Consider the following 21217-nt stretch of genomic DNA (forward strand, 5'->3'; position numbering starts at 1 on the left):
CCCGCGATTCGCGCGCAGGGCCCGCTTCCTACGACCGTGCTTCCTGGAACCGTAGGAGCGGACTCTGTCCGCGATTTGGCGGATAACGCCGTAGGCGTTATGCGCCCTACGAACTATCGCGAACGCGGGAAGCCAGGTTCGCGAGCAAGAACTAGGCGTCCCCCTCGATCCTACGAAGAGCAAAAGCGCTCTTGCTCTGGCATTTGCGTTTGGGACGTCCAGAGGAACCATCGAGCGCACCGGAACGCCCCTTCAGAAGGCCGAGCGAAACCGGCGCTCAGGAGGTCATGCGACATGGATGTCGCTAGAGCCCCGATGGGCTACAGGGACGTACCCTCGGGGCGGGCCTCCGTGGCGGGGGAGTTCGCGAGGGTAGCCCGGCTCCATCGGGCCCGTATGTCGGGGCAAGCCTTCTTGGTTACTTCTTTGGCGTTTGAAAGAAGTGACTCGCCCGAGGGGGCGAAACGAGAGACATCAACGCACTCGGAGCGGCGCGCTACACCCAAACCCAATAGACAGTTGCTCCTACGAAGAGCGCCCCGGCGCAGCCTGCAAGACAGTTGCTCCTACAGGCGTAGGGCGTACAACCGTTCGCGGTTGTACGCCGTTACACCCATCCCATCATCGACACCATGGTCGAGCCGAACCCGCAGTCCGCCCCGGTTCCCGGCATGAGTCCGAGTGGGATACGGCCAAGGTCAAGCGGCGGATAACCGCGAACGGTTATCCGCCCTGCGCCAATCGTTTCCCCTGCTGCACGGCGTTGTAGGATGCCCCCTACATACCGACACCGGACCCGACCATGAAACTCGTCATCGCCCCCGACTCCTTCAAGGAAAGCCTGTCCGCCCCCGAGGTCGCCGCCGCCATCGCTCGAGGCTGGTCGCGGGCGCGGCCGCTCGACGAGATCCTGCTGCGGCCCATGGCTGACGGCGGCGAGGGCACCGTGGATGCGGTGCTGGCGGCCACCGGCGGCGAACGCCGCGAATGCGAGGTGCGCGGGCCGCTGGGGGCGCCGGTGCGGGCCCATTGGGGTTGGCTGGAGGAGGGTACCGCGGTGATCGAGATGGCCGCCGCCAGTGGCCTGCACTGGGTGGCGCCGGCGCAGCGCGATGCGACGCGCACCACCAGCTACGGTACCGGCGAACTGATCCGCGCGGCGCTGGATGCCGGGGCGCGCAAGGTCATCCTCGGGCTCGGCGGCAGCGCCACCAACGACGGCGGCATGGGCCTGCTGCAGGCCCTGGGCGCGCGTTTCCTCGCCACAAGCGGCGAGCCCCTGGGCGACGGCGGCGCGGCCCTGGCCGAATTGCACGAGATCGACCTGGCGGGCCTCGACCCGCGCCTGGCCGAGGTCGAGGTGGAAGTCGCCGCCGACGTGAACAACCCGCTGTGCGGCGAGCACGGCGCCTCGGCGGTGTTCGGCCCGCAGAAGGGCGCCAGCCCCGAGCAGGTCCGCCAGCTCGACGCCGCGTTGGCGCGCTATGCCGAAGTCACCGCCCGCACCCTGGGCCAGGATCACAGCCTGTTCCCCGGTGTCGGCGCGGCGGGCGGCCTGGGCTTTGCCGCGCGGGCCTTCCTCAAGGCGCGCTTCCGTCCCGGCGTGGAACTGGTGGCCGAGGTTTCCGGCCTGGCCGAGGCACTGCATGGCGCCGACCTGGCGATTACTGGCGAAGGCCGCCTGGACGAGCAGAGCCTGCATGGCAAGACGCCGATCGGCGTGGCCCGGGCGGCGCATGCGGCGGGCGTTCCGCTGATCGCCCTGGCCGGCAGCCTGGGGCCGGGTTACGGGCGCTTGCACGAGGCCGGCATCGCCGCGGCCTTCAGTTTGGTGCCGGGGCCCGTCAGCCTGGCCGAGGCCATGGCGGGCGCCGCGGAGGAACTGGAGGCGCGCGCCGAGGAGCTGGCGCGCCTGTGGAGCCTGGCTCAGCCGGCGCGGTAGTCGTCGGCGGCGCGCTGCAGCCACGCCGGCAGGTCGCTGCGCGACACGCCTTCGTCACGGGCCAGTTGCAGGCAGTGCAGCAGGTATTCGCGCTTTTGCGGATCGTCGCCGGCCAGCGACAGCGCCAGGTCGCGGTCCATCCAGCGGCGGATGCGCACGAACAGCCACCAGTGGAAGTACAGGCCGGCGGCGGTGGTGACGACGATGATGAAGTAGTCCATGGGGCCTTCCTCGCGGGGACGCTGACCTTACCCCAAGCGGAATCGGGGATGAACGTGCGCTTTTGCCGCAGCTGTAGGAAGAAGCTGTACGGTGGCTGAATCGAACGAAAACTTTGATTTGGCCGGCGTGACAGCAAGGGGCGCGGCAGAGTCTAATATTCACATATCTATTCGGAGGTTTCCGTATGCGTAAATCCGCCTTCCTGCTCGCCGGTTTCACTGCAGTGGCCCTGGCCCTCGGCGGCTGCCAGTCCAGCCTGACCGGCGACACCTACAGCCGTGACGAGGCCCGTACCGTGCAGAACGTACGCTGGGGCACCATCGAAGCCCTGCGCCCGGTGAAGATCGAGGGCACCAAGACGCCGATCGGCGCCGCGGCGGGTGCTGCCGTGGGCGGTATCGGTGGCAGCGCCATCGGTGGCGGCAAGGGCAGCTACGTGACCGCCATCATTGGTGCCGTGGCCGGCGGCCTGCTGGGCGCGGCCACCGAGGAAGGCCTGACCCGCACCCAGGGCGTGGAGATCACCGTGCGTGAAGACGACGGCAGTTCCCGCGCCTACGTGCAGGAAGTCGACCAGGGCGCCATCTTCCGCGTCGGCGAGCGCGTGCGCATCCTGACCGTCAACGGCACCAGCCGCGTTTCCCACTGATCGCTCCGCCCATCCGGGCGGCAACGGCTCCTGGCGCGCGACCCCGGTTTCCGGTGTCGCGCGCTATCGTTTCCGGACAGCGCTTTTTCCCGTTCCCAGCCTTTCGTAATAGTTCTATCCAAGACGCGCGTTCGATAGATATGGATAATCGCTCGGCTCCACGGCTTTCCTGGTAAGTCAGCCGTGTCTGAAAGATTAAGGAGAAGGTCATGATGCTGGCGCTGTTGATCGCGCTGCCTTTCCTGGGCTGTTGCCTGCCGGTCCTGTTCGAACGCCTGGGCCGCAATGCCTGCGCCGCGGCGGCGGCCGTCGCCCCGTTGCTGGGCCTGGGGCTGCTGTTCGCCCAGCGCGGCGTGCTCGGCGGCGAACGGCTGCTGGCGCGCTACGACTGGCTGCCGGAACTGGGCCTGAACCTCAGCCTGCGCCTGGACGGCCTGGGCTTCCTGTTCGCCCTGCTGATCCTCGGCATCGGCCTGCTGGTGATCCTCTACGCCCGCTACTACCTCTCCGAGCGCGAACCCACCGGGCGCTTCTACGGTTTCCTGCTGCTGTTCATGGGCGCCATGCTCGGCGTGGTGCTCAGCGAGAATCTGCTGCTGATGCTGGTGTTCTGGGAGCTCACCAGCCTGTCGTCGTTCCTCCTGATCGGCTTCTGGAACCACCGCTCGGACGCCCGCCGCGGCGCGCGCATGGCCCTGGCGGTCACCGGTGGCGGCGGCCTTGCGCTGCTCGCCGGCATCCTGCTGATCGGCCAGGTGGTGGGCAGCTTCGAGCTGAGCGACGTGCTCGCCGCGCGCGGGGTGCTGCAGGCCAGCGCGTTGTTCCCGCTGATCCTGGTGCTGGTGCTGCTGGGCGTGTTCACCAAGTCGGCGCAGTTCCCCTTCCATTTCTGGCTGCCCCACGCCATGGCGGCGCCCACGCCGGTGTCGGCCTACCTGCACTCGGCGACCATGGTGAAGGCCGGCGTGTTCCTGCTGGCGCGCCTGTACCCGGCGCTGGCCGGCAACGACCTGTGGTTCTACCTGGTCGGCCTGACGGGCCTGGCGACGCTGCTGCTGGGCGCCTTCCTGGCGCTGTTCCAGAACGACCTCAAGGGCCTGCTGGCCTACTCGACCATCAGCCACCTGGGCCTGATCACCCTGCTGTTCGGCCTGGACTCGCCCATGGCCAACGTCGCGGCGATCTTCCACATCATCAACCACGCCACCTTCAAGGCCTCGCTGTTCATGGCCGCGGGGATCATCGACCACGAGACCGGCAGCCGCGACATGCGCCGCATCAACGGGCTGTGGAAGTACATGCCGCACACCGCGGTGCTGGCCATGGTGGCCTCGGCGTCCATGGCCGGGGTGCCGCTGCTCAACGGCTTCCTCAGCAAGGAGATGTTCTTCGGCGAGACCCTCTCGCAGAACATGGCCGGCGCCTTCAACTGGCTGATCCCGACCCTGGCCACCGTCGCCACGCTGTTCTCGGTGAGCTACTCGGTGCGCTTCATCCACGACGTGTTCTTCAACGGCGAGCCGGTCGACCTGCCGAAGACGCCCCACGAGCCGCCGCGCTACATGAAGGTGCCGGTGGAGATACTGGTGGGCCTGTGCCTGCTGGTCGGCATGGCCCCGGCCTGGACGGTGGCACCGCTGCTGGCGGCGGCCGCCTCGGCGAGCCTGAACGGCGCGCTGCCGGCCTACAGCCTGGCGATCTGGCACGGTTTCAACGCGCCGCTGGCGATGAGCCTGATCGCCCTGGTCGGCGGCATCGCCCTGTACCTGCAGCGCCGGCCGCTGTTCGCCTGGTTCGCCGGCCTGCCGGCGGTGGACGCCAAGGAGGTGTTCGAGGCGCAGGTGCAACGGCTGGCGGGCTTCGCCAGCGGCCTCACCGCCCTGCTGGAGAACGGCTCGCTGCAACGCTACGTGCTCTGGCTGCTGCTGGCCGCGCTGGTGGTGGTCTGCACCGGCCTGGCGGGCCTGCCCGCGCTGGCCGGAAGCCGCGCCTTCGTCGAGGTCGACCCGGTCACCGCGCTGTGCCTGGCGCTGCTGGCCCTGGCCGGGCCGCTGACCGCGGTCTTCCACCGCCAGCGCCTGGTGGCGCTGGTGGTGCTGAGCATCGCCGGGCTGCTGGTGGCCCTGGCCTTCGCCCGCTTCGCCGCGCCGGACCTGGCGCTGACGCAACTGGCGGTGGAAGTGGTGACCATGGTGTTGCTGATGCTCGCGCTCTACTACCTGCCGCAGCGCACGCCGAAGGAAAGCAGCAGCCTGCGCGGCCTGCGCGACTTCCTGGTGGCCGTCGCCTGCGGGGTGATGGTGGCGCTGCTGGCCTACGCGGTGTTCAGCCGGCCCTACGACAGCATCGCCGGCTACTACCTGCAGCACAGCGTTTCCGGGGGCGGTGGGCACAACGTGGTGAACGTCATCCTGGTCGACTTCCGCGGCTTCGACACCCTGGGCGAGATCAGCGTGCTGGCCATCGCCGCGGTGGGCATCTTCGCCCTGCTCGACGGCCTGCGCCTGCCGCGCCGCGCGCGCGACGCCGAGGGCCTGGCCTGGTCGGCCGACGCCCACCCGCCGATCCTCGCCACCCTGGCCCGGCTGCTGCTGCCGCTGGCGCTGCTGGTGGCGGTGTTCATCTTCCTGCGCGGGCACAACCTGCCGGGCGGCGGCTTCATCGCCGGGCTGGTCACCGCGGTGGCGCTGATCCTCCAGTACATCGCCTGCGGTAGCCGCTGGGTGCGTACCCGCCTGCCGCTGAGCTATTCACGCGGGGCGGGGCTGGGGGTGTTCGTCGCCGGCCTCACCGGCCTGGGCAGCTGGGCCTTCGGCTATCCGTTCCTGACCTCGTCCTTCGGCCACTTCCAACTGCCGCTGGTGGGCGAGTTCGAGCTGGCCACGGCCATGCTCTTCGACCTGGGCGTCTACCTCACGGTGGTGGGCGCGACCCTGCTGATCCTCGCCGGCCTCGGCGAGCTGAACGCGCCGCCTGAGCCGGCGCCGGCCAAGGAGGCCCGCTGATGGAAGCGCTGTTCGCCATCACCCTCGGCCTGCTCACCGCCAGCGGCGTGTACCTGCTGCTGCGCGCGCGCACCTTCCCGGTGGTGCTGGGCCTGACCCTGATCTCCTACGCGGTGAACCTGTTCCTCTTCGCCATGGGCCGCCTGGCCGGCGAGCCGGCGGTGCTGGGCCAGGTGGCCCATCCCGGCGACCCGATCCCGCAGGCGCTGGTGCTGACCGCCATCGTCATCGGCTTCGCCATGACCGCCTTCGTCATCGTCCTGGCCCTGCGCGGGCTGGCCGAGACCGGTGACGACCACGTCGACGGCAAGGCGCGGGAGGAGGGCGAATGAACCATCTGCTGATCGCCCCGGTCCTGCTGCCGCTGTTCGCCGGCTGCCTGCTGCTGCTCGTCGGGCACGCCTCGCGCGCCGCGCGGGGGCTTTCGCTGCTGGCTACCCTGGCGCTGTTGCCGCTGAGCGTGCTGCTGCTGCAACAGGCCGCCGGTGGCCAGGTGCAGTTCTACGCCCTGGGCAACTGGCAGCCGCCGTTCGGCATCATCCTGGTGCTCGACCGCCTGAGCGCGCTGATGCTGCTGGCCAATGCGCTGCTGGCCAGTTTCGCGCTGCTGTACGCGCTGCGCGGCGACGACCGCCGCGGCAAGCACTTCCACGCGCTGTTCCAGTTCCAGTTGCTGGGCCTCAACGGCGCCTTCCTCACCGGCGACCTGTTCAACCTCTTCGTGTTCTTCGAGATCCTGCTGATCGCCTCCTACGCGCTGCTGCTGCACGGCGGCGGGGCGGGGCGGGTGCGCGCCGGGGTGCACTACGTGGTGCTCAACCTGGTGGGCTCGGCGTTCTTCCTGATCGCCGTGGGCGTGCTCTACGGCGTGACCGGCACCCTGAACATGGCCGACATGGCTGGCCGCGTGGCCCAGCTGGGTATGGCCGATGCGCCCCTGGTGCGCGCCGCGGCGCTGCTGTTGCTGGTGGTGTTCGGCCTCAAGGCGGCGCTGCTGCCGCTGTACTTCTGGCTGCCGCGCGCCTACGCCGAGGCCAGTGCACCGGTGGCTGCGCTGTTCTCGATCATGACCAAGGTGGGCATCTACTCCATCCTGCGGGTGTACACGCTGATCTTCGGCGACCACGCCGGCGAGCTGGCCAACCTGGCCCAGGCCTGGCTGTGGCCGCTGGCCCTGGCGGGCATCCTGGCCGGCACCTTCGGGGCGCTGGCGGCCACCCGCCTGCAGGGCCTGCTGGCCTACCTGGTGGTGGTGTCCGCCGGCACCCAGCTGGCGGTGCTGGCGCTGGGCTCGGCGCAGTCCCTGGCGGCGCTGCTGTTCTACCTGCTGCACAGCACCTGGGTGGTGGGCGGGCTGTTCCTGCTCGCCGACCTGATCGCCCGCCAGCGCGGCGACAAGGCCGGCCTGCTGGTGCAGGGCCCGGCGCTGCTGCAGCCGCAGCTGCTGGGCACATTGTTCTTCGTCGGCGCCATCGCGGTGGCCGGCCTGCCGCCGTTCTCCGGCTTCTTCGCCAAGCTGCTGATCCTGCGTTCGGCCAGCGGCGGCGAGGCCCTGGCGCTGTGGGCCATCGTTCTGAGCAGCGGCCTGCTGGTCACCGTGGCCCTCAGCCGCGCCGGCAGCACGCTGTTCTGGAACACCGGGCGCACCGTCCTCGGCAGCGCCGAGCGTGACCCGCTGCGCCTGCTGGCGGCGGTGGCGCTGCTGGCCTCGGCGGTGCTCCTGGTGCTGTTCGCCAAGCCGCTGCAGGCCTACCTGCAGGCTACGGCGGAGCAGTTGCTGGACGTCGACCTCTACCGCCGGGCGATCCTGGCCGGAGGTGGCGCATGATCCGCCGCCTGCTGCCGCATCCGCTGCTCAGCCTGTGCCTGCTGCTGGGCTGGGTGCTGCTGGTCGACGACTTCTCCTTCGGCCACTGGCTGCTCGGCGCCGTGCTCGGCCTGGCGTTGCCGCTGCTGTGCCGCGACATGCTGCTGGCGCCGCTGCGCATCCAGCGCCCGGGCCTGCTGCTGCGTTTCATCGGCCTGGTGCTGTACGACATCGTCATGGCCAACCTGCAGGTCGCGCGCCTGGTGCTCGGGCCGACTCGCGACCTGCGCCCGGGCTTCGTCGAGGTGCCGCTGGAGCTGCGCGAGGACCTGCCCATCGCCATCCTCGCCAGCGTCATCACCCTGACCCCCGGCACGGTCTCCGCCGACCTCAGCGCCGACCGCCGCAGCCTGCTGGTGCACGGCCTGGACGTGCCCGACGCGCAGGCCCTGGTGGCGGACATCAAGGCGCGCTACGAGGCGCCGCTGAAGGAGGTGTTCGAATGCTCGCCTACGTGATCCCGCTGTGCCTGGCGCTGATCGCCCTGGCCCTGCTGCTGACGGTGGCGCGCCTGGTGCGAGGGCCGAGCGCGGCCGACCGCATCCTGGCGCTGGACACCCTGTCGGTGGAGGCCATCGCGCTGATCCTGCTGTTCGGCATCTGGCGCGGCAGCGGCCTGTACTTCGAGGCGGCGCTGCTGATCGCGGTGATGGGCTTCGTCAGCACCGTGGCGCTGTGCAAGTTCCTGCTGCGCGGAGACATCATCGAATGAACCTGTTCGTGGAAATCCTCGTCAGCGCGCTGCTGCTGGGCGGCAGCCTGTTCGCCCTGCTCGGCGCCGTGGGCCTGTACCGCCTGCCGGACTTCTACACGCGCCTGCACGCGCCGACCAAGGCCTCGACCCTCGGCGTGGGCGGCGTGGCGCTGGGTTCGCTGCTGTACTTCAGCAGCGGCAGCGGCGTGAGCCTGCACGAGGTGCTGATCACCCTGTTCCTGTTCATCACCGCGCCGGTCAGCGCCCACCTGCTGGCCAAGGCTGCCATGCAGGCGCGCCTGCCGCGCATGCCGCGTACCCGCGGGGAGCCTTGGGAGTAGGACCACTCCTTGGGATGGTGGCGCGGATTTATCCGCGATCATCCGTCGCTGGGAACGGGGCAGGTGAACGCGTAGGGCGAATAACCGTTCGCGGTTATCCGCCGCTGGCTCGAGCACCGAGGCCGAGGGCAACGGCGGATAACGCCGTAGGCGTTATGCGCCCTACGAAGAGCCTTGGCGGGGCCATTACAGTTTTCCCCCGGCGCTGTGCCTGTCAGCCACCCGCGGCGCGCTTCTATACTGCGGGGATTCATTTCTCGGAGCGTCCCGTGCAGCAGTCCCGGCCCTTCGCCCTGGCATGCCTGGTCCTGGCCATGGCGCTGTGGGGCAGTTCCTTCATCGCCCTGAAGCTGGCCTTCGCCGAATGGCCGGCGATGTGGGTGATCTTCGCCCGCATGGCCATCGGCAGCCTGATCTTCCTCGCCGCCTGGCGCTGGCGCGGGCGCATGGAGTACCGGCGCGGCGACTGGAAGTACCTGGTGGGCCTGGCGGTGTGCGAGCCGTGCCTGTACTTCGTCTGCGAATCCTTCGCCCTGCAGTACACCAGCGCCGCCCAGGCCGGGATGATCACCGCGCTGCTGCCGTTGCTGGTGGCGGTCGGCGCCTTCCTCCTGCTGCACGAGCGGGTGGCGCGCAACACCTGGGCCGGCTTCGCCCTGGCGGTGCTCGGCGCGCTCTGGCTGACCCTCGCCGGCGAGCCCGACCAGCACGCGCCGCAGCCGCTGCTGGGCAACTTCTTCGAGCTGCTGGCGATGGTCTGCGCCACCGGCTACACGCTGCTGCTCAAGCACCTGTCGGCGCGCTACTCGCCGTTCATCCTGACCGCCATGCAGGCCTTCATCGGCTCGGTCTTCTTCCTGCCGCTGGCGGCCGTCGGCTCGGGCCTGCCGCCGGCGCCCAGCGGCCAGGGGCTGTTCGCCCTGGTGTACCTGGGCAGCGTGGTCACCGTCGGCGCCTACGGCCTGTACAACTTCGGCGTCAGCCGGCTGCCGGCGAGCCAGGCCACCGGCTTCATCAACCTGATCCCGGTGTTCACCCTGGTGTTCGCCTGGCTGCTGCTGGGCGAGCGCCTAAACGGCCAGCAACTGCTGGCCACCGCCCTGGTGTTCGCCGGCGTCGCCCTCAGCCAGTGGCGCAGCGCCACGCCCGCGCCCGCCGGGGTGCTCGACTGACCGAACGAGGAAACGCCCCATGTCCATCGACATCCGCGACTGGACCCGCGAAGCCATCCGCATCATCGAGGCGGACTTCCAGCGCAGCGCCGACACCCACCTGATCCCCCTGGAGGCGCCGGGCCTGCCCGGCATCGACCTGTACTTCAAGGACGAGTCCAGCCACCCCACCGGCAGCCTCAAGCACCGCCTGGCGCGCTCGCTGTTCCTCTACGCGCTGTGCAACGGCTGGCTGAAGCCGGGGGCGCCGGTGATCGAGGCCTCCAGCGGCTCCACGGCGATTTCCGAAGCCTATTTCGCGCGCCTGCTGGGGCTGCCCTTCATCGCCGTGGTGCCGGCCAGCACCTCGAAGGAGAAGATCGCCCAGATCGCCTTCTACGGCGGCCGCAGCCACCTGGTGGACGACCCCACGCAGATCTACGCCGAATCCGAGCGCCTGGCCCGCGAGAGCGGCGGCCACTTCATGGACCAGTTCACCTACGCCGAGCGCGCCACCGACTGGCGGGCGAACAACAATATCGCCGAATCGATCTTCCAGCAGTTGCGCCACGAGCGCTTTCCCGAGCCGGCCTGGCTGGTCTCCAGCCCCGGCACCGGCGGCACCCTGGCCACCCTCGGGCGCTTCGCCCGCTACCGCCGGCACCAGACCCGCGTGCTCTGCGCCGACGCCGAGCGCTCGGTGTTCTTCGACGCCTACCGCACCGGCGACCGCAGCCTGACCCTGGACTGCGGCTCGCGCATCGAGGGCATCGGCCGGCCGCGGGTGGAGGCTTCCTTCCTGCCGGCGGTGCTCGACGCCATGGTCAAGGTGCCCGATGCCTGGTCGCTGGCGGCCATGCATTACCTGGCGCAGCGCCTGGGGCGGCGCGTCGGCGGCTCCAGCGGGACCAACCTGGTGGGCGCGCTGCTGGCGGCGCAGGGCATGATCGCGCGCGGCGAATCCGGCTCGGTGGTGGCGATCCTCTGCGACGGCGGCGAACGCTATGCCACCAGCTACTACGACCCGCTGTGGCTGATCCAGCAGGGCTTCCAGCTGGAGCCGCTGATCGACGCGGTGCGCGCCTGCGTGGAGCAGGGCAGCGCACTGCCCGAGGCGCTGCCGACGCTGGGGTTGTGACGGGCCGGCCTACTCCTGGTAGGCGGCGCCGGGGTAGGCGCAGCCGCGCATGACCTTGTCGTCCAGGCGCAGCTCGGCGGTGAGGCTGCTCACCGCGCCGCTCATGTCGTTGACGCAGCGTGCCGGGGCTACCCACAGCTCGAGTTTCTCGCCATTGGCCTCGGTGGAATAGCTGCTGCTGCCGCCGGGCACGCTTTCCACCACGTAGGGCAGCACCTGGTCCGCCTGGCCGGGGCGCTGCAGCAGCAGGCCCTGGGCGTTGACCATCACGCTCCAGCCCGGCTCGTTGCCGCCGGCCTGGACGATGGTCTGGCGGAAGTTGGGGTCGTCGCAGCCATGGCCCTCGTTCTGCAGGCGGTACAGCGAGCGCACCTCGAACTTGCCGTCGGTGTTGCTGGCCTGGCCGCCGGAGTAGGCGCCGCGCGCGTCGATGAACAGCTTGCCGGCGCCATCGGCGAACAGGTCGCGGGACTCGCGGGCCACGGCGCTGTCGGGGCCGTCCACCAGGTTGAACTGGCGCTGCTCGTTGCACGGCCGCAGCACCAGGCCGCCGTCCTGGCGGGTGATCTCGCCCTGGACCCGCGTCGGCGCATCCTGGCGGGTGGGCTCGGGCTTCCACACCTGGCAGGCGGCGAACAGGGGCAGCAGGGCATAGAGGAAGAGGCGGGCTGGACGCATGAGGTAGGGCTCCCGGAAAAATGCGCCCACGTTACCGAGCCGGGGGCACCCGCTCAAGGGCTACAGTGGTAGGGACTGTCGCAAAAGGAGGCATCCGATGATTCGTTACAAGCGGGCCTACGAGGCCCCGGCCGCGGAAGACGGCTACCGGGTACTGGTGGACCGGCTCTGGCCCCGGGGCATCAGCAAGGAGGAATTGCACCTGGACGAATGGCTCAAGGCGGTGGCGCCGTCCAACGAACTGCGCCAGCGCTTCCACCACGATCCCAGCCTGTTCGACGAATTCCGCCGCGCCTACCACGCCGAGCTGGCGGCGCACCCGGAGCACTGGTGGAAGCTGCTGGGCATCGCCGGCAAGGGCGACCTGACGCTGCTCTACGCGGCGAAGGACACCGAGCACAACAACGCGCGGGTGCTGGCGGAGTTCCTCGAGGACGAGATGGAAAGGGTGGGGGAGGGGAGTTCGCCGGTTTGCTATGCGGGGAAGAAGGAGTGAGGGTGTGCGGGCTTCTTGCAGGAGCGAGGGGGACGCCTAGTTCTTGCTCGCGAATGGAGTTACCCGGTGGCTTCGGTGTTTGAGGTTGACGCCGTTCCCTCTCCCCAACCCTCTCCCTGAAGGGAGAGGGGGCCGTTGGGCAGGGCTGGATGTTCTGGCGTTAGCCGGCAACACCGCAGATTTCCAGCTGAAACCATTCCTTTTCTCAGCACGGACAAGCCCCCTCTCCCTGAAGGGAGAGGGGGCCGTTGGGTAGGGCTGGATGTTCTGGTGTTAGCCGGCAACACCGCAGGTTTCCAGCTGAAACCATTCCTTTTCTCGGCACGGACAAGCCCCCTCTCCCTTCAGGGAGAGGGTTGGGGAGAGGGGACGGCGTCATCCCGAAACACCGTAGTCACCAGGTAATTCCGTTCGCGAGCAAGCTCGCTCCTACGAAAAGCCAGCCGCCCCCGTCGCTCACCAAACCTTGTAAACCCGCCCCGTCTCCGCCCCTTCCACACTCCGCGCGAAGCCCAGCGCCGCGTCCGCCGCCGGCACCGGCTTGAAGCCGCGGAAGAAGGGCCCGTAGCCCTCCATGGACTCCACCAGCACGTTCGAGCTCACCGCGTTGATCCGCTGCCCGCGGGGCAGTTCGATGGCGGCGCTGCGCACGAAGCCTTCCACCGCCGCGTTGACCATCGTGGCCGAGCTGCCCTGGCGGATCGGCTCCTCGCTGAGGATGCCGGTGGTCAGGGTGAAGGAGGCTCCGTCGTTGGCGTAGCGGCTGCCGATCAGCACCAGGTTGACCTGGCCCATCAGCTTGTCGCGCAGGCCGACGGCGTACTCGGCTTCGCCCATCTCGGCGAGTGGGCCGAAGTGCACCTTGCCGGCGGCGCTGACCAGGGCGTCGAAGGGGCCGACCTGCTCGAACAGGGCGCGGATCGAGGCGCTGTCGGTGATGTCCACGCGCAGGTCGCCGCTACTGCGGCCGACGCGGACGATCTCATGGCGCTGGCCCAGTTCGCTGGCCACGGCCTGGCCGAGGGTACCGCTGGCGCCGACGAGGATGATCTTCATGCTGACTCCGGGAACGGGTGGGTGACGGAGCCAGTCTAGGGACGTATTTTGTTTGGATAACCAGGCCAATCGGCAACCTTCCGTTTTCGTGGGGAAACAATCATGGGCGAGCTGGAAGACCTCTCGGCTTTCGCCGTGCTGCTGGAATGCGGCAGCTTCACCCGCGCCGCCGAGCGTTTGGGGTGCAGCAAGGGGCAGTTGTCCAAGCGCATCAGCGCCCTGGAGCAGGCCCTGGGCGTGACCCTGCTGCACCGCACCACGAGGCGCCTGGCGCTGACCGCCGCCGGCCAGGCCCTGCTGCCCGAGGCCCAGGCGCTCAACGCCCAGGCGGCGCGGGCGCGGCAGGCGGTGGCGCGGCTGCAGGAGGAAGCGCGCGGCACGGTGCGCATGAGCGTGCCGGTGTCCCTGGGCGAGACTTTCTTCGATGCCTGGCTGGTGGAGTTCTCCCGCAGCCACCCGGGCATCCGCCTGGAGCTGGACCTGGCCAACGAGCGCCGCGACCTGGTGGCCGAGGGCTTCGACCTGGCTATCCGCTCCGGCCTCGCCGGCGACGAGCGCCTGGTGGCGCGCCCGCTGTTCGCCCTGCAGGAGCTGACCTGCGCCACGCCGGACTATCTCGCCGCCCACGGCGAACCGCGCAGCCCGGCCGAGCTGGCGCGGCACAATTGCCTGCTCAACACCCACTACCCGGACCCCGACCAGTGGCTGTACCAGCGCGAGCACGAGCTGTTCCGCGTGGAGGTCGGCGGGGTGCTGGCGAGCAACCACTACACCCTGCTGAAGAAGGCCGCGCTGGCCGGCGTCGGCATCGCCCGGCTGCCGTCCTACATGCTCCAGGACGAATTGGCCGACGGCCGCCTGCGCTGGCTGCTGTGCGACTACCAGACGCGCAGCACGCCGGTGTTCCTGGTGCATCCGTACCAGGGCGGGTTGCCACGGCGCACGCAGCTGCTGGTGGACTACCTGCTGGCCTGGTTCGAGCGCGCGCGCCAGCGCCTGCTGCGCTTGCAGGGCTGAAACCGGCGCCGTTCAGCTTCGTTCAGTTTCGTTCAGCGAAGGTTCAGACGGGGTTCAGGAGAGGTTCAGGGGTAGATCGATAGGCTTTGCCCATTCCCTTGGCAACCCTCTGCGAGTCTCCGTCCATGAAAGCTTCGATCCTGAAAAGCCCCCGCTCCCTGCTGCTGGCCGCCTTCGTCGGCAGTGCCCTGGCGCTTTCCGGCTGTGCCTCCGACCTGTCCGGCAGCAGCTATTCCCGCGCCGACGCCCGCGCGGTGCAGACCGTGCGCATGGGCACCGTGGAGTCGCTGCGGGCGGTGCGGATCGAAGGCACCAAGACGCCGATCGGCACCCTGGCCGGCGCCGCCGTCGGCGGCATCGCCGGCAGTGGCATCGGGGGTGGCCGTGGCGCGGCCATCGCCACCATCCTCGGCGGGGTGGCCGGCGGCGCCGCCGGCTCGGCCATCGAGGAGGGCGTCACCCGCACCCAGGGCGTGGAAATCGTGGTCCGCGAGGACGACGGCATCTCCCGCGCCTACGTGCAGGCCGTGGACCCTGCGCAGGTGTTCCGCGTCGGCGACCGCGTGCGCGTCATGAGCGTCAACGGCGCCAGCCGCGTCACGCTCTGAGGCATAGTCATGAGGAAGCCGATCATCGCGCTCGTCGCGCTGCTGCTGGCGCCCCTCGCCTGGGCGGGCGAGGGTGACTCCTGGTACCTGCAGACCAGCGTCATCACCCGGCACTGGAACCACGACCCGGAACACAACAACCACCAGGACCTGGTCGGCCTGGAGCGCAACCGCGCCGATGGCTGGGTGTGGGGCGGGGCGACCTTCCGCAACTCGTTCCGCCAGCGCTCCAACTACGCATACGCTGGCAAGCGCTTCGACCTGGACGGCTCGCCGTTCTACTTCAAGGTCACCGGTGGCGCGCTGCAGGGCTACCACGGCGAGTACCGCGACAAGATCCCGCTGAACCGCTACGGCGTGGCGCCGGCCGTCATTCCCTCGATCGGCGCGCAGGTCGGCCGCTTCGCCAGCGAGTTCGTGGTGCTGGGCAACTCGGCCGGGATGATCAACGTCGGGGTGCACCTGTAGCGGTGCGCCCCGCTCAGCCGGCGACGTCGCCCAGGGCCGCGTCCAGCGTCTCGATCAGCAGGTCGGCGTGCTCCTGCTGGAAGGCCAGCAGCGGGCGGATCTTGAGGATGTTCTCCTGCGGGCCGGCGGCGCTGATCAGCACGCCGCGCTCGCGCATGGCGTTGACCACCCGGCGCGTCTGGGCGGCGGCCGGGGCCTTGGTCGCGTGGTCGGCGACCAGCTCCACGCCAAGGAACAGGCCGGCGCCGCGCACGTCGCCGATCAGCTCGTGGCGCTGGGCCAGGCGCTGGAAGCCTTCGCGCAGGTAGCTGCCGAGCCGTTCCGAGCGTTGCTGCAGGCCTTCGTCGCGGATCACGTCGAGCACCGCCTGGCCGGCGGCGCAGCTCACCGGGTTGCCGCCGAAGGTGTTGAAGTAGCGCACGCTGCGGCCGAAGCTCTCCAGTACCTGCGGGCGCGCCACCACGCCGGCGATGGGCTGGCCGTTGCCCATGGGCTTGCCCAGGGTGACCAGGTCCGGCTGCACGCCATGGCGCTGGAAGCCCCACATGTGCTCGCCGGTGCGGGCGAAGCCGGATTGCACTTCGTCGGCGATGTACAGCAGGCCCTCGGCGCGGGCCACGGCCACGGCTTCGGCGAGGAGGCCCGCGGGGCCGGCGAACACGCCGTCGCTGGCGAAGATGCCGTCCACCAGCAGCGCGGCGGGCTTGATGCCGTGGGCGCGCAGGTCGGCGATGGCGGCGCGCACGTCCTCGGCGAGCAGGCGGGCGACGTTCTCCGCGCCCAGGCGGTAGGCGTCCGGTGCGCGCACGGTGCGCGCATGGGCGGGCAGGGTGATGCCGCTGCCCAGCGCCGGCGAGAGTTCGGAGATGTCGCCGGTGACGCCATGGTAGGCGAAGCGGGTGACGATCACCCCGCTGCCGCCGGTGTGGTGGCGGGCGATGCGCAGGGCCAGGTCGTTGGCCTCGCTGCCGGTGCAGGTGAACATCACCTGGGACAGGTCGGCGGGGAAGGTGCCGAGCAGGTCCTCGGCGTAGTCGAGGATGCCTTCCTGCAGGTAGCGGGTGTGGGTGTTCAGCACCGCCGCCTGGCGGGCGACGGCCTCGACCACCCGCGGGTGGCAGTGGCCGACCGAGGCGACGTTGTTGTAGGCGTCCAGGTACTGCCGGCCCTGCTCGTCATAGAGCCACACGCCCTCGCCGCGCACGGTGTGCAGCGGGCGTTCGTAGAACAGCCGGTAGGCCGGGCCGAGCAGGCGCTCGCGGCGCTCGATCAGGCTGCGTTCCTTGTCGCTCAGGCGCTCGGCGTCGGCCGGGCTGTAGCCGTTGGTCATGGTCATGCGGGGGACTCCTCGTGGCAGGCGCGGGCGATGCGCTCGCGCGCCTCGGATCGGGACAGCCCGGCCAGGCCCTGCAGGCTGGCGCGGGCCTGGCGGGCGTTGCGCAGGATGTAGTCGCGGTTCTCCGGGTGCAGGCTGGCGCGCCAGGCGGTGATGCCCAGGGTGAGCACCAGGCGGGTGGCCATGAGGTCGCAGAGGATGTCCTGCTCGGCTTCCTGCAGCGGGTTGCGGGCGTGGTAGGCAGCGATGAATTCCAGGGCCGGGGCGAGCACGTCGCCCTCGCTGCCCAACTGGTAGGCGGCGGCCACGCCGAGGTCGTTGACCAGCGGGGCGTGGACCATGTCGCCGAAGTCGAGGATGTTGCGCAGCCGCTCGGGGTGCGCGGCGTCGACTATCACGTTGTGCGGGTTGAGGTCGTTGTGGATCACCTGGGCACGCAGTGTCGGCAGGCGCGGCAGGGCGTGTTCCTCGAAGTTGTCCAGGGCGCGCTCGACCAGCTCGCGCAGGCTGGCTTCCTCGATGTGGCGCAGCAGCGGGCGCAGGCGCTGGGCGTGCTGCAGGTCCCAGAGCAACTCGTGGCCGGAGGCGGGGTGCTGGTAGCCGTGCAGGGCCAGGTCCAGGCGCGCCAGGGCTTCGCCCAGGTTGCGCCGCAGGGCCGGCGAGCGCTGCGGGACGCGGTGCAGCGGCAGGCCTTCGACGAAGGACATCAACCGCGCCAGCATGCGCTGGCCGTCCACTTCCACCCAGGTCTGGTACTGGCCGTCGAGGGCCGGGTAGACGCGCTGCACCGGCAGGTTCGGGTCGGCCTGCTGCACCCGCAGCAGGGCGCGGTTCTGGAAGTCCACCACCTGCGGGTCCTCCAGCGGGTGGGACAGCTTGAGCAGACGGCTGGCGCTGTCGTGGGCGCCGACCTGGAAGTTCAGGTCGCGCTCGCCGGCCAGGCGTTGCAGCGGGCCCGGCAGGCCGAAGAGGTCGCGGGCGATGGCCGCGGCCTGTTCCGCGGTGACCTGGGCGGGCGCGGCTTCCAGCAGGGGATCGTGGGCGAGGGCGGTCAGCGGCATGCGCTTGGACTCCGGTTCTTGTCGTTCTGGGTTGTGCTGGCGGCCATTAGATCACAAATAAAATATGATGCATCATATTTTCAATGCGCATCGTTTGAGCCATGATTCAGCCTACTCCCTCGAGCCCGAAACGGACGGATACCTGCATGAGCGAACCCAGGACCCTGCTGCTCACCGGCGCCAGCCGCGGCATCGGCCACGCCACCGTGAAGCACTTCAATGCCGCCGGCTGGCGGGTGTTCACCGCCTCGCGCCAGGACTGGGTGGCCGAATGCCCCTGGGCCGAGGGGCTGCTCAACCACATCCACCTGGACCTGGAGGACATCGCCAGCGTCGAGGCCACGCTGCCGGCGATCCGCGAGAAGCTTGGCGGGCGCCTGGACGCCCTGGTGAACAACGCCGGCATCTCGCCCAAGGGCCCGGAGGGGCAGCGCATGGGCGTGCTGGAAAGCGACTACGGCACCTGGCTGAAGGTGTTCAACGTCAACCTGTTCTCCACCGCGCTGCTGGCCCGCGGGCTGTTCGAGGAACTGAAGGCGGCCCAGGGCAGCATCATCAACGTCACTTCCATCGCCGGCTCCCGGGTGCACCCTTTCGCCGGCGTGGCCTATGCCTCGTCCAAGGCGGCGCTGGCGGCGCTGACCCGCGAGATGGCCTACGACTTCGGCCGCCATGGCGTGCGGGTGAACGCCATCGCGCCGGGGGAGATCGATACCTCGATCCTGTCCTCGGGCACCGAACTGATCGTCGAGCGCGACATTCCCATGCACCGCCTGGGCAAGCCGGAGGAGGTGGCCTCGCTGATCCACTTCCTCTGCACCCAGGGGGCGTCCTACGTGAACGGCGCGGAGATCCACGTCAACGGCGGCCAGCACGTCTGAGCGGGTGGCTGGCAATTCGCCGGCCAGCACCGCATCATCGCGCCCGGACCCACGAGGAAGCCATGAACTATCCCATCGACGGCCTCAACCATGCCTACCTGGGCAGCGGCGTCTACGCGTTGCTGCGCGAGGCACTGATCACCGGGCGCTTCCAGCCCGACGACCGCCTGCGCATCCGCGACCTGGCGCAGCAACTGGGCACCAGCGTGACGCCGGTGCGCGACGCCATCCTGCAACTGGCCAAGGAGCAGGCGCTGGTGCTCCGCACGCCGCGGGACATCCGCGTGCCGGTGCTGAGCCGCGAGCAGTACCTGGAAATCCGCAGCATCCGCGTGGCCCTGGAGGGCCTGGCCGCCGAGACCGCGGCCGGTCGCGTCACGCCCGAGCAACTGGCGATGCTGGAGAAGAACATCCGCGACAACCTCGCGGCCATCCATGCCGACGACCTGGTGGCAGCGCTCAAGCTCAACCAGGCCTTCCACTTCGCCCTCGCCGAGATCGCCGGCATGCCGCTGCTCAAGGGCTTCCTCGACAGCCTGTGGATGCGCACCGGGCCGCTGATCGCGCGGACCTACGGCAGCTTCAACGAGCGCATGGCGGTGGAGCACCACTGGGAAGTGCTGCATGCCCTGCGCAAGGGCGATGGCGCCGCGGCCCGCGCGGCCATCTGCGCCGACCTCACCGATGGCAGCCAGAAGATGCTGGAGTTTCTTGCCCAGCGGGAAGGGGACGAGGCGCGGGCGAGCCAGGTTTCCTGAGCAAAGAAAAACGACCCCCGAAGGGGTCGCTCGAGGCGTTGAAGAAAGCAGTGGGTTCTTCTTGCTGTCAGACCTTTCGAACCGGGCCGGGATACTGCGCAACCAGGGCATCGGATGTCAGCAGGGTGATGCCTTCGACCATGGCCTGGGCGACCAGGATGCGGTCGAACGGGTCCTTGTGGATCGACGGCAGGCTGTCGGTTTCCACTGCATGCCCGCTGCCAATGGGCAGTTCGCCATAGCCGTTGTCCAGCAGGCCCCTGCGCAGGAGCCGTGGGTCCACCTGGAAGTCATTGCGGCCCAGGCCCCGTTTTATGGCTATTTCCCACAGGCTGGCCGGGCTGAAGAACAGTTCGTTCTCCGGCGCCTCGATCAAGGCGCGGGTTTCCCCCGACAGGCGCTCCGGCTCGCTGGCTGCCCACAGCAGCAGATGGGTATCCAGCAGCAGTTTCATGCGTCGTTGCCGAAAAGCTGCTCGATTTCAGCCTGGCCCATGCGCTCGAAATCGTCCGGGACGCTGAATTGGCCGGCCATGAAGCCCAGTCGCTTCGATTGACCCGCGTCCGGCGCGTCCAGCGGAACGACCTTGACCATGGGCTTGCCTGCCTTGGCTATCACGAAGGATTCGCCTTTGGCGGCCTGCTCGACGAGCCGGGACAGATGGGTCTTGGCTTCGTGGATGTTGACGGTTTGCATGGCGGGGCTCGATGGACTAAGTTCGGTTAGTCTAGTCCAGTGCGAGTTACGCCACAAGTCGGTGTTGAGACTCGCCGCATCGAAACCGTTGCCCCTGCTCGCCCCCGCGTGGGTGAGCAGGCGGGGGCGGCCTGCGGCCAGGCTGCGGTCGTTCTGCAATACGGTGCCTCTTTCCATGTTTGGCCTCCTTGAGTGGGAGGTTCCAGGCTAGGAAGAATGCGGGCCGCTGGATGTAGGAGCGAGCTTGCTCGCGAACGGTGTTTTCCGGCAATTGCGGAGCCTTGGGCTGACGCCATTTCTGTCCCCTGCGCGGTTGTCGAAACAGGGGAGGGACTGCAAAGCCAGGTTTCCTCATGATGGATTTCCGGTCCGCGGGCAAGCTCGCTGTTGCCAGGCCGGCGCGCAAAGAAAAACGGCCCCGAAGGGCCGTTTTGCATTACCGCCAGGGGCTCAACCGCCCAGGTAGGCGTCGCGTACCTTGGGGTTGACCAGCAGGTTGGCGCCGGTGTCCTGCATCACGATCCGGCCGTTCTCCAGCACGTAGCCGCGGTCGGCGAGCCGTAGCGCCTGGTTGGCGTTCTGCTCGACGAGGAAGACGGTCACGCCTTCGCTGCGCAGCTGTTCGATGATGTCGAAGATCTGCTGGATGATGATCGGCGCCAGGCCCAGGGACGGCTCGTCGAGCAGCAGCAGCTTGGGCTTGCTCATCAGCGCGCGGCCGATGGCGAGCATCTGCTGCTCGCCGCCGGACATGGTGCCGCCGCGCTGGCTGAAGCGCTCCTTCAGGCGCGGGAACAGCCCCAGGACGCGCTCCATCTGCTCCTGGTAGTCGCCCTTGCTGGTGAAGAAGCCGCCCATGGCCAGGTTTTCCTCGACGGTCAGGCGGGCGAACACCCGGCGGCCTTCGGGGACCACCGCGATGCTCTTGCGCATGATGTGCGAGGATTCCTGGCCGACCAGTTCCTCGCCGAGGTACTTGATGCTGCCGGAGGCCGCCCGCGGCGAGCCGCAGAGGGTCATCAGCAGGGTCGACTTGCCGGCGCCGTTGGCACCGATCAGGGTGACGATCTCGCCCTGCTGCACTTCCAGGCTGACTTCGTGCAGGGCCTGGATCTTGCCGTAGAAGGTGGAGACCTTGTCGAACTTCAGCATG

General features: G+C 69.2%; 24 protein-coding genes. 16 read left to right on the forward strand and 8 right to left on the reverse strand.

Annotation, left to right across the window (positions count from 1 at the left end):
* Window positions 1-802: 802 nt before the first annotated feature.
* Window positions 803-1942 (forward strand): glycerate kinase, encoded by a 1140-nt coding sequence (locus tag DK254_RS28460; protein ID WP_109936505.1) that lies wholly within the window; start codon window positions 803-805, stop codon window positions 1940-1942.
* Here DK254_RS28460 and DK254_RS28465 read toward each other — a convergent pair.
* The gene (locus tag DK254_RS28465) at window positions 1927-2163 is read right to left on the reverse strand and encodes a hypothetical protein (protein WP_089394382.1); all 237 of its coding nucleotides are present in this window, start codon (window positions 2161-2163) and stop codon (window positions 1927-1929) included. The two genes, DK254_RS28460 and DK254_RS28465, sit on opposite strands and share 16 nt — an antisense overlap.
* A 185-nt stretch (window positions 2164-2348) precedes the next feature.
* Between DK254_RS28465 and DK254_RS28470 the strand changes: the two genes are divergently transcribed.
* The 9 genes from DK254_RS28470 to DK254_RS28510 all read left to right on the forward strand — a co-directional run bounded on the left by DK254_RS28470 (window position 2349) and on the right by DK254_RS28510 (window position 11009).
* Complete coding sequence (locus DK254_RS28470; RefSeq protein WP_009620666.1) at window positions 2349-2813, forward strand: glycine zipper 2TM domain-containing protein; 465 nt, start codon at window positions 2349-2351, stop codon at window positions 2811-2813.
* 209 nt (window positions 2814-3022) lie between these two features.
* Window positions 3023-5818, forward strand: a complete 2796-nt coding sequence (locus tag DK254_RS28475) for a monovalent cation/H+ antiporter subunit A (protein WP_109936506.1) — start codon at window positions 3023-3025, stop codon at window positions 5816-5818.
* The gene (locus DK254_RS28480; protein WP_109936507.1) at window positions 5818-6150 is read left to right on the forward strand and encodes a Na+/H+ antiporter subunit C; all 333 of its coding nucleotides are present in this window, start codon (window positions 5818-5820) and stop codon (window positions 6148-6150) included. The genes DK254_RS28475 and DK254_RS28480 overlap by 1 nt, the downstream gene beginning before the upstream one ends.
* On the forward strand, window positions 6147-7646 hold the full coding sequence (locus tag DK254_RS28485; RefSeq protein ID WP_109936508.1) for a monovalent cation/H+ antiporter subunit D: 1500 nt from the start codon (window positions 6147-6149) through the stop codon (window positions 7644-7646). Before DK254_RS28480 ends, DK254_RS28485 begins: the two co-directional genes overlap by 4 nt.
* Window positions 7643-8143: a Na+/H+ antiporter subunit E gene (locus DK254_RS28490; RefSeq protein ID WP_109936509.1), complete on the forward strand. Its 501-nt coding sequence runs from the start codon at window positions 7643-7645 to the stop codon at window positions 8141-8143. Before DK254_RS28485 ends, DK254_RS28490 begins: the two co-directional genes overlap by 4 nt.
* Window positions 8128-8397: a K+/H+ antiporter subunit F gene (locus tag DK254_RS28495; RefSeq protein ID WP_089394387.1), complete on the forward strand. Its 270-nt coding sequence runs from the start codon at window positions 8128-8130 to the stop codon at window positions 8395-8397. The genes DK254_RS28490 and DK254_RS28495 overlap by 16 nt, the downstream gene beginning before the upstream one ends.
* On the forward strand, window positions 8394-8720 hold the full coding sequence (locus DK254_RS28500) for a Na+/H+ antiporter subunit G (protein ID WP_109936510.1): 327 nt from the start codon (window positions 8394-8396) through the stop codon (window positions 8718-8720). Before DK254_RS28495 ends, DK254_RS28500 begins: the two co-directional genes overlap by 4 nt.
* A 269-nt stretch (window positions 8721-8989) precedes the next feature.
* The gene (locus DK254_RS28505) at window positions 8990-9892 is read left to right on the forward strand and encodes a DMT family transporter (RefSeq protein WP_109936511.1); all 903 of its coding nucleotides are present in this window, start codon (window positions 8990-8992) and stop codon (window positions 9890-9892) included.
* A gap of 19 nt (window positions 9893-9911) precedes the next feature.
* Window positions 9912-11009 carry a PLP-dependent cysteine synthase family protein gene (locus DK254_RS28510; RefSeq protein WP_109936512.1) on the forward strand — a complete coding sequence of 366 codons (1098 nt, stop codon included), beginning with the start codon at window positions 9912-9914 and terminating at the stop codon, window positions 11007-11009.
* A gap of 9 nt (window positions 11010-11018) precedes the next feature.
* On the opposite strand, the gene DK254_RS28515 is transcribed toward DK254_RS28510, so the two are convergent.
* Complete coding sequence (locus DK254_RS28515) at window positions 11019-11687, reverse strand: COG3650 family protein (protein WP_109936513.1); 669 nt, start codon at window positions 11685-11687, stop codon at window positions 11019-11021.
* Between the two features lie 97 nt (window positions 11688-11784).
* Here DK254_RS28515 and DK254_RS28520 point away from each other — a divergent pair, with 97 nt between their 5' ends.
* On the forward strand, window positions 11785-12183 hold the full coding sequence (locus DK254_RS28520) for a DUF488 domain-containing protein (RefSeq protein ID WP_089394392.1): 399 nt from the start codon (window positions 11785-11787) through the stop codon (window positions 12181-12183).
* Window positions 12184-12639: 456 nt separating this feature from the next.
* Here the strand turns inward: DK254_RS28520 and DK254_RS28525 are convergent, their stop codons facing one another.
* Window positions 12640-13239, reverse strand: coding sequence for a short chain dehydrogenase (locus tag DK254_RS28525; protein WP_109936514.1), 600 nt, complete (start codon window positions 13237-13239; stop codon window positions 12640-12642).
* Between the two features lie 102 nt (window positions 13240-13341).
* On the opposite strand from DK254_RS28525, the gene DK254_RS28530 reads away from it, so the two are divergent.
* From DK254_RS28530 to DK254_RS28540, 3 genes are all read left to right on the forward strand, one after another.
* A complete protein-coding gene (locus DK254_RS28530) occupies window positions 13342-14256 on the forward strand; it encodes a LysR family transcriptional regulator (RefSeq protein WP_109936515.1) in 915 nt (304 codons plus the stop codon).
* A gap of 125 nt (window positions 14257-14381) precedes the next feature.
* Window positions 14382-14864 carry a glycine zipper 2TM domain-containing protein gene (locus DK254_RS28535; RefSeq protein WP_109936516.1) on the forward strand — a complete coding sequence of 161 codons (483 nt, stop codon included), beginning with the start codon at window positions 14382-14384 and terminating at the stop codon, window positions 14862-14864.
* Between the two features lie 9 nt (window positions 14865-14873).
* Window positions 14874-15332 (forward strand): sn-glycerol-3-phosphate transporter, encoded by a 459-nt coding sequence (locus tag DK254_RS28540; protein ID WP_109936517.1) that lies wholly within the window; start codon window positions 14874-14876, stop codon window positions 15330-15332.
* 13 nt (window positions 15333-15345) lie between these two features.
* Here DK254_RS28540 and DK254_RS28545 read toward each other — a convergent pair whose 3' ends face one another.
* Together DK254_RS28545 and DK254_RS28550 are read right to left on the reverse strand one after the other, a co-directional pair.
* On the reverse strand, window positions 15346-16668 hold the full coding sequence (locus tag DK254_RS28545; protein WP_109936518.1) for an aspartate aminotransferase family protein: 1323 nt from the start codon (window positions 16666-16668) through the stop codon (window positions 15346-15348).
* A complete protein-coding gene (locus DK254_RS28550) occupies window positions 16665-17729 on the reverse strand; it encodes a phosphotransferase (RefSeq protein WP_109936519.1) in 1065 nt (354 codons plus the stop codon). The genes DK254_RS28545 and DK254_RS28550 overlap by 4 nt, the downstream gene beginning before the upstream one ends.
* A 146-nt stretch (window positions 17730-17875) precedes the next feature.
* Between DK254_RS28550 and DK254_RS28555 the strand changes: the two genes are divergently transcribed.
* Together DK254_RS28555 and DK254_RS28560 are read left to right on the forward strand one after the other, a co-directional pair.
* Window positions 17876-18610, forward strand: a complete 735-nt coding sequence (locus DK254_RS28555; RefSeq protein ID WP_089394399.1) for an SDR family NAD(P)-dependent oxidoreductase — start codon at window positions 17876-17878, stop codon at window positions 18608-18610.
* A gap of 62 nt (window positions 18611-18672) precedes the next feature.
* Complete coding sequence (locus tag DK254_RS28560; protein ID WP_109936520.1) at window positions 18673-19368, forward strand: GntR family transcriptional regulator; 696 nt, start codon at window positions 18673-18675, stop codon at window positions 19366-19368.
* Window positions 19369-19435: 67 nt separating this feature from the next.
* Here the strand turns inward: DK254_RS28560 and DK254_RS28565 are convergent, their stop codons facing one another.
* The 3 genes from DK254_RS28565 to DK254_RS28575 all read right to left on the reverse strand — a co-directional run bounded on the left by DK254_RS28565 (window position 19436) and on the right by DK254_RS28575 (window position 21216).
* Entirely contained in the window at window positions 19436-19822 is a 387-nt protein-coding gene (locus DK254_RS28565) for a type II toxin-antitoxin system VapC family toxin (RefSeq protein ID WP_109936521.1), read from the reverse strand.
* On the reverse strand, window positions 19819-20241 hold the full coding sequence (locus tag DK254_RS34960) for a type II toxin-antitoxin system Phd/YefM family antitoxin (protein ID WP_256595979.1): 423 nt from the start codon (window positions 20239-20241) through the stop codon (window positions 19819-19821). Before DK254_RS34960 ends, DK254_RS28565 begins: the two co-directional genes overlap by 4 nt.
* Before the next feature lie 273 nt (window positions 20242-20514).
* Window positions 20515-21216, reverse strand: coding sequence for an ATP-binding cassette domain-containing protein (locus DK254_RS28575; RefSeq protein ID WP_109936523.1), 702 nt, complete (start codon window positions 21214-21216; stop codon window positions 20515-20517).
* Window position 21217: the final 1 nt, after the last annotated feature.

Source organism: Pseudomonas sp. RW407 (genome assembly GCF_003176655.1).
Classification (GTDB): domain Bacteria; phylum Pseudomonadota; class Gammaproteobacteria; order Pseudomonadales; family Pseudomonadaceae; genus Pseudomonas; species Pseudomonas delhiensis.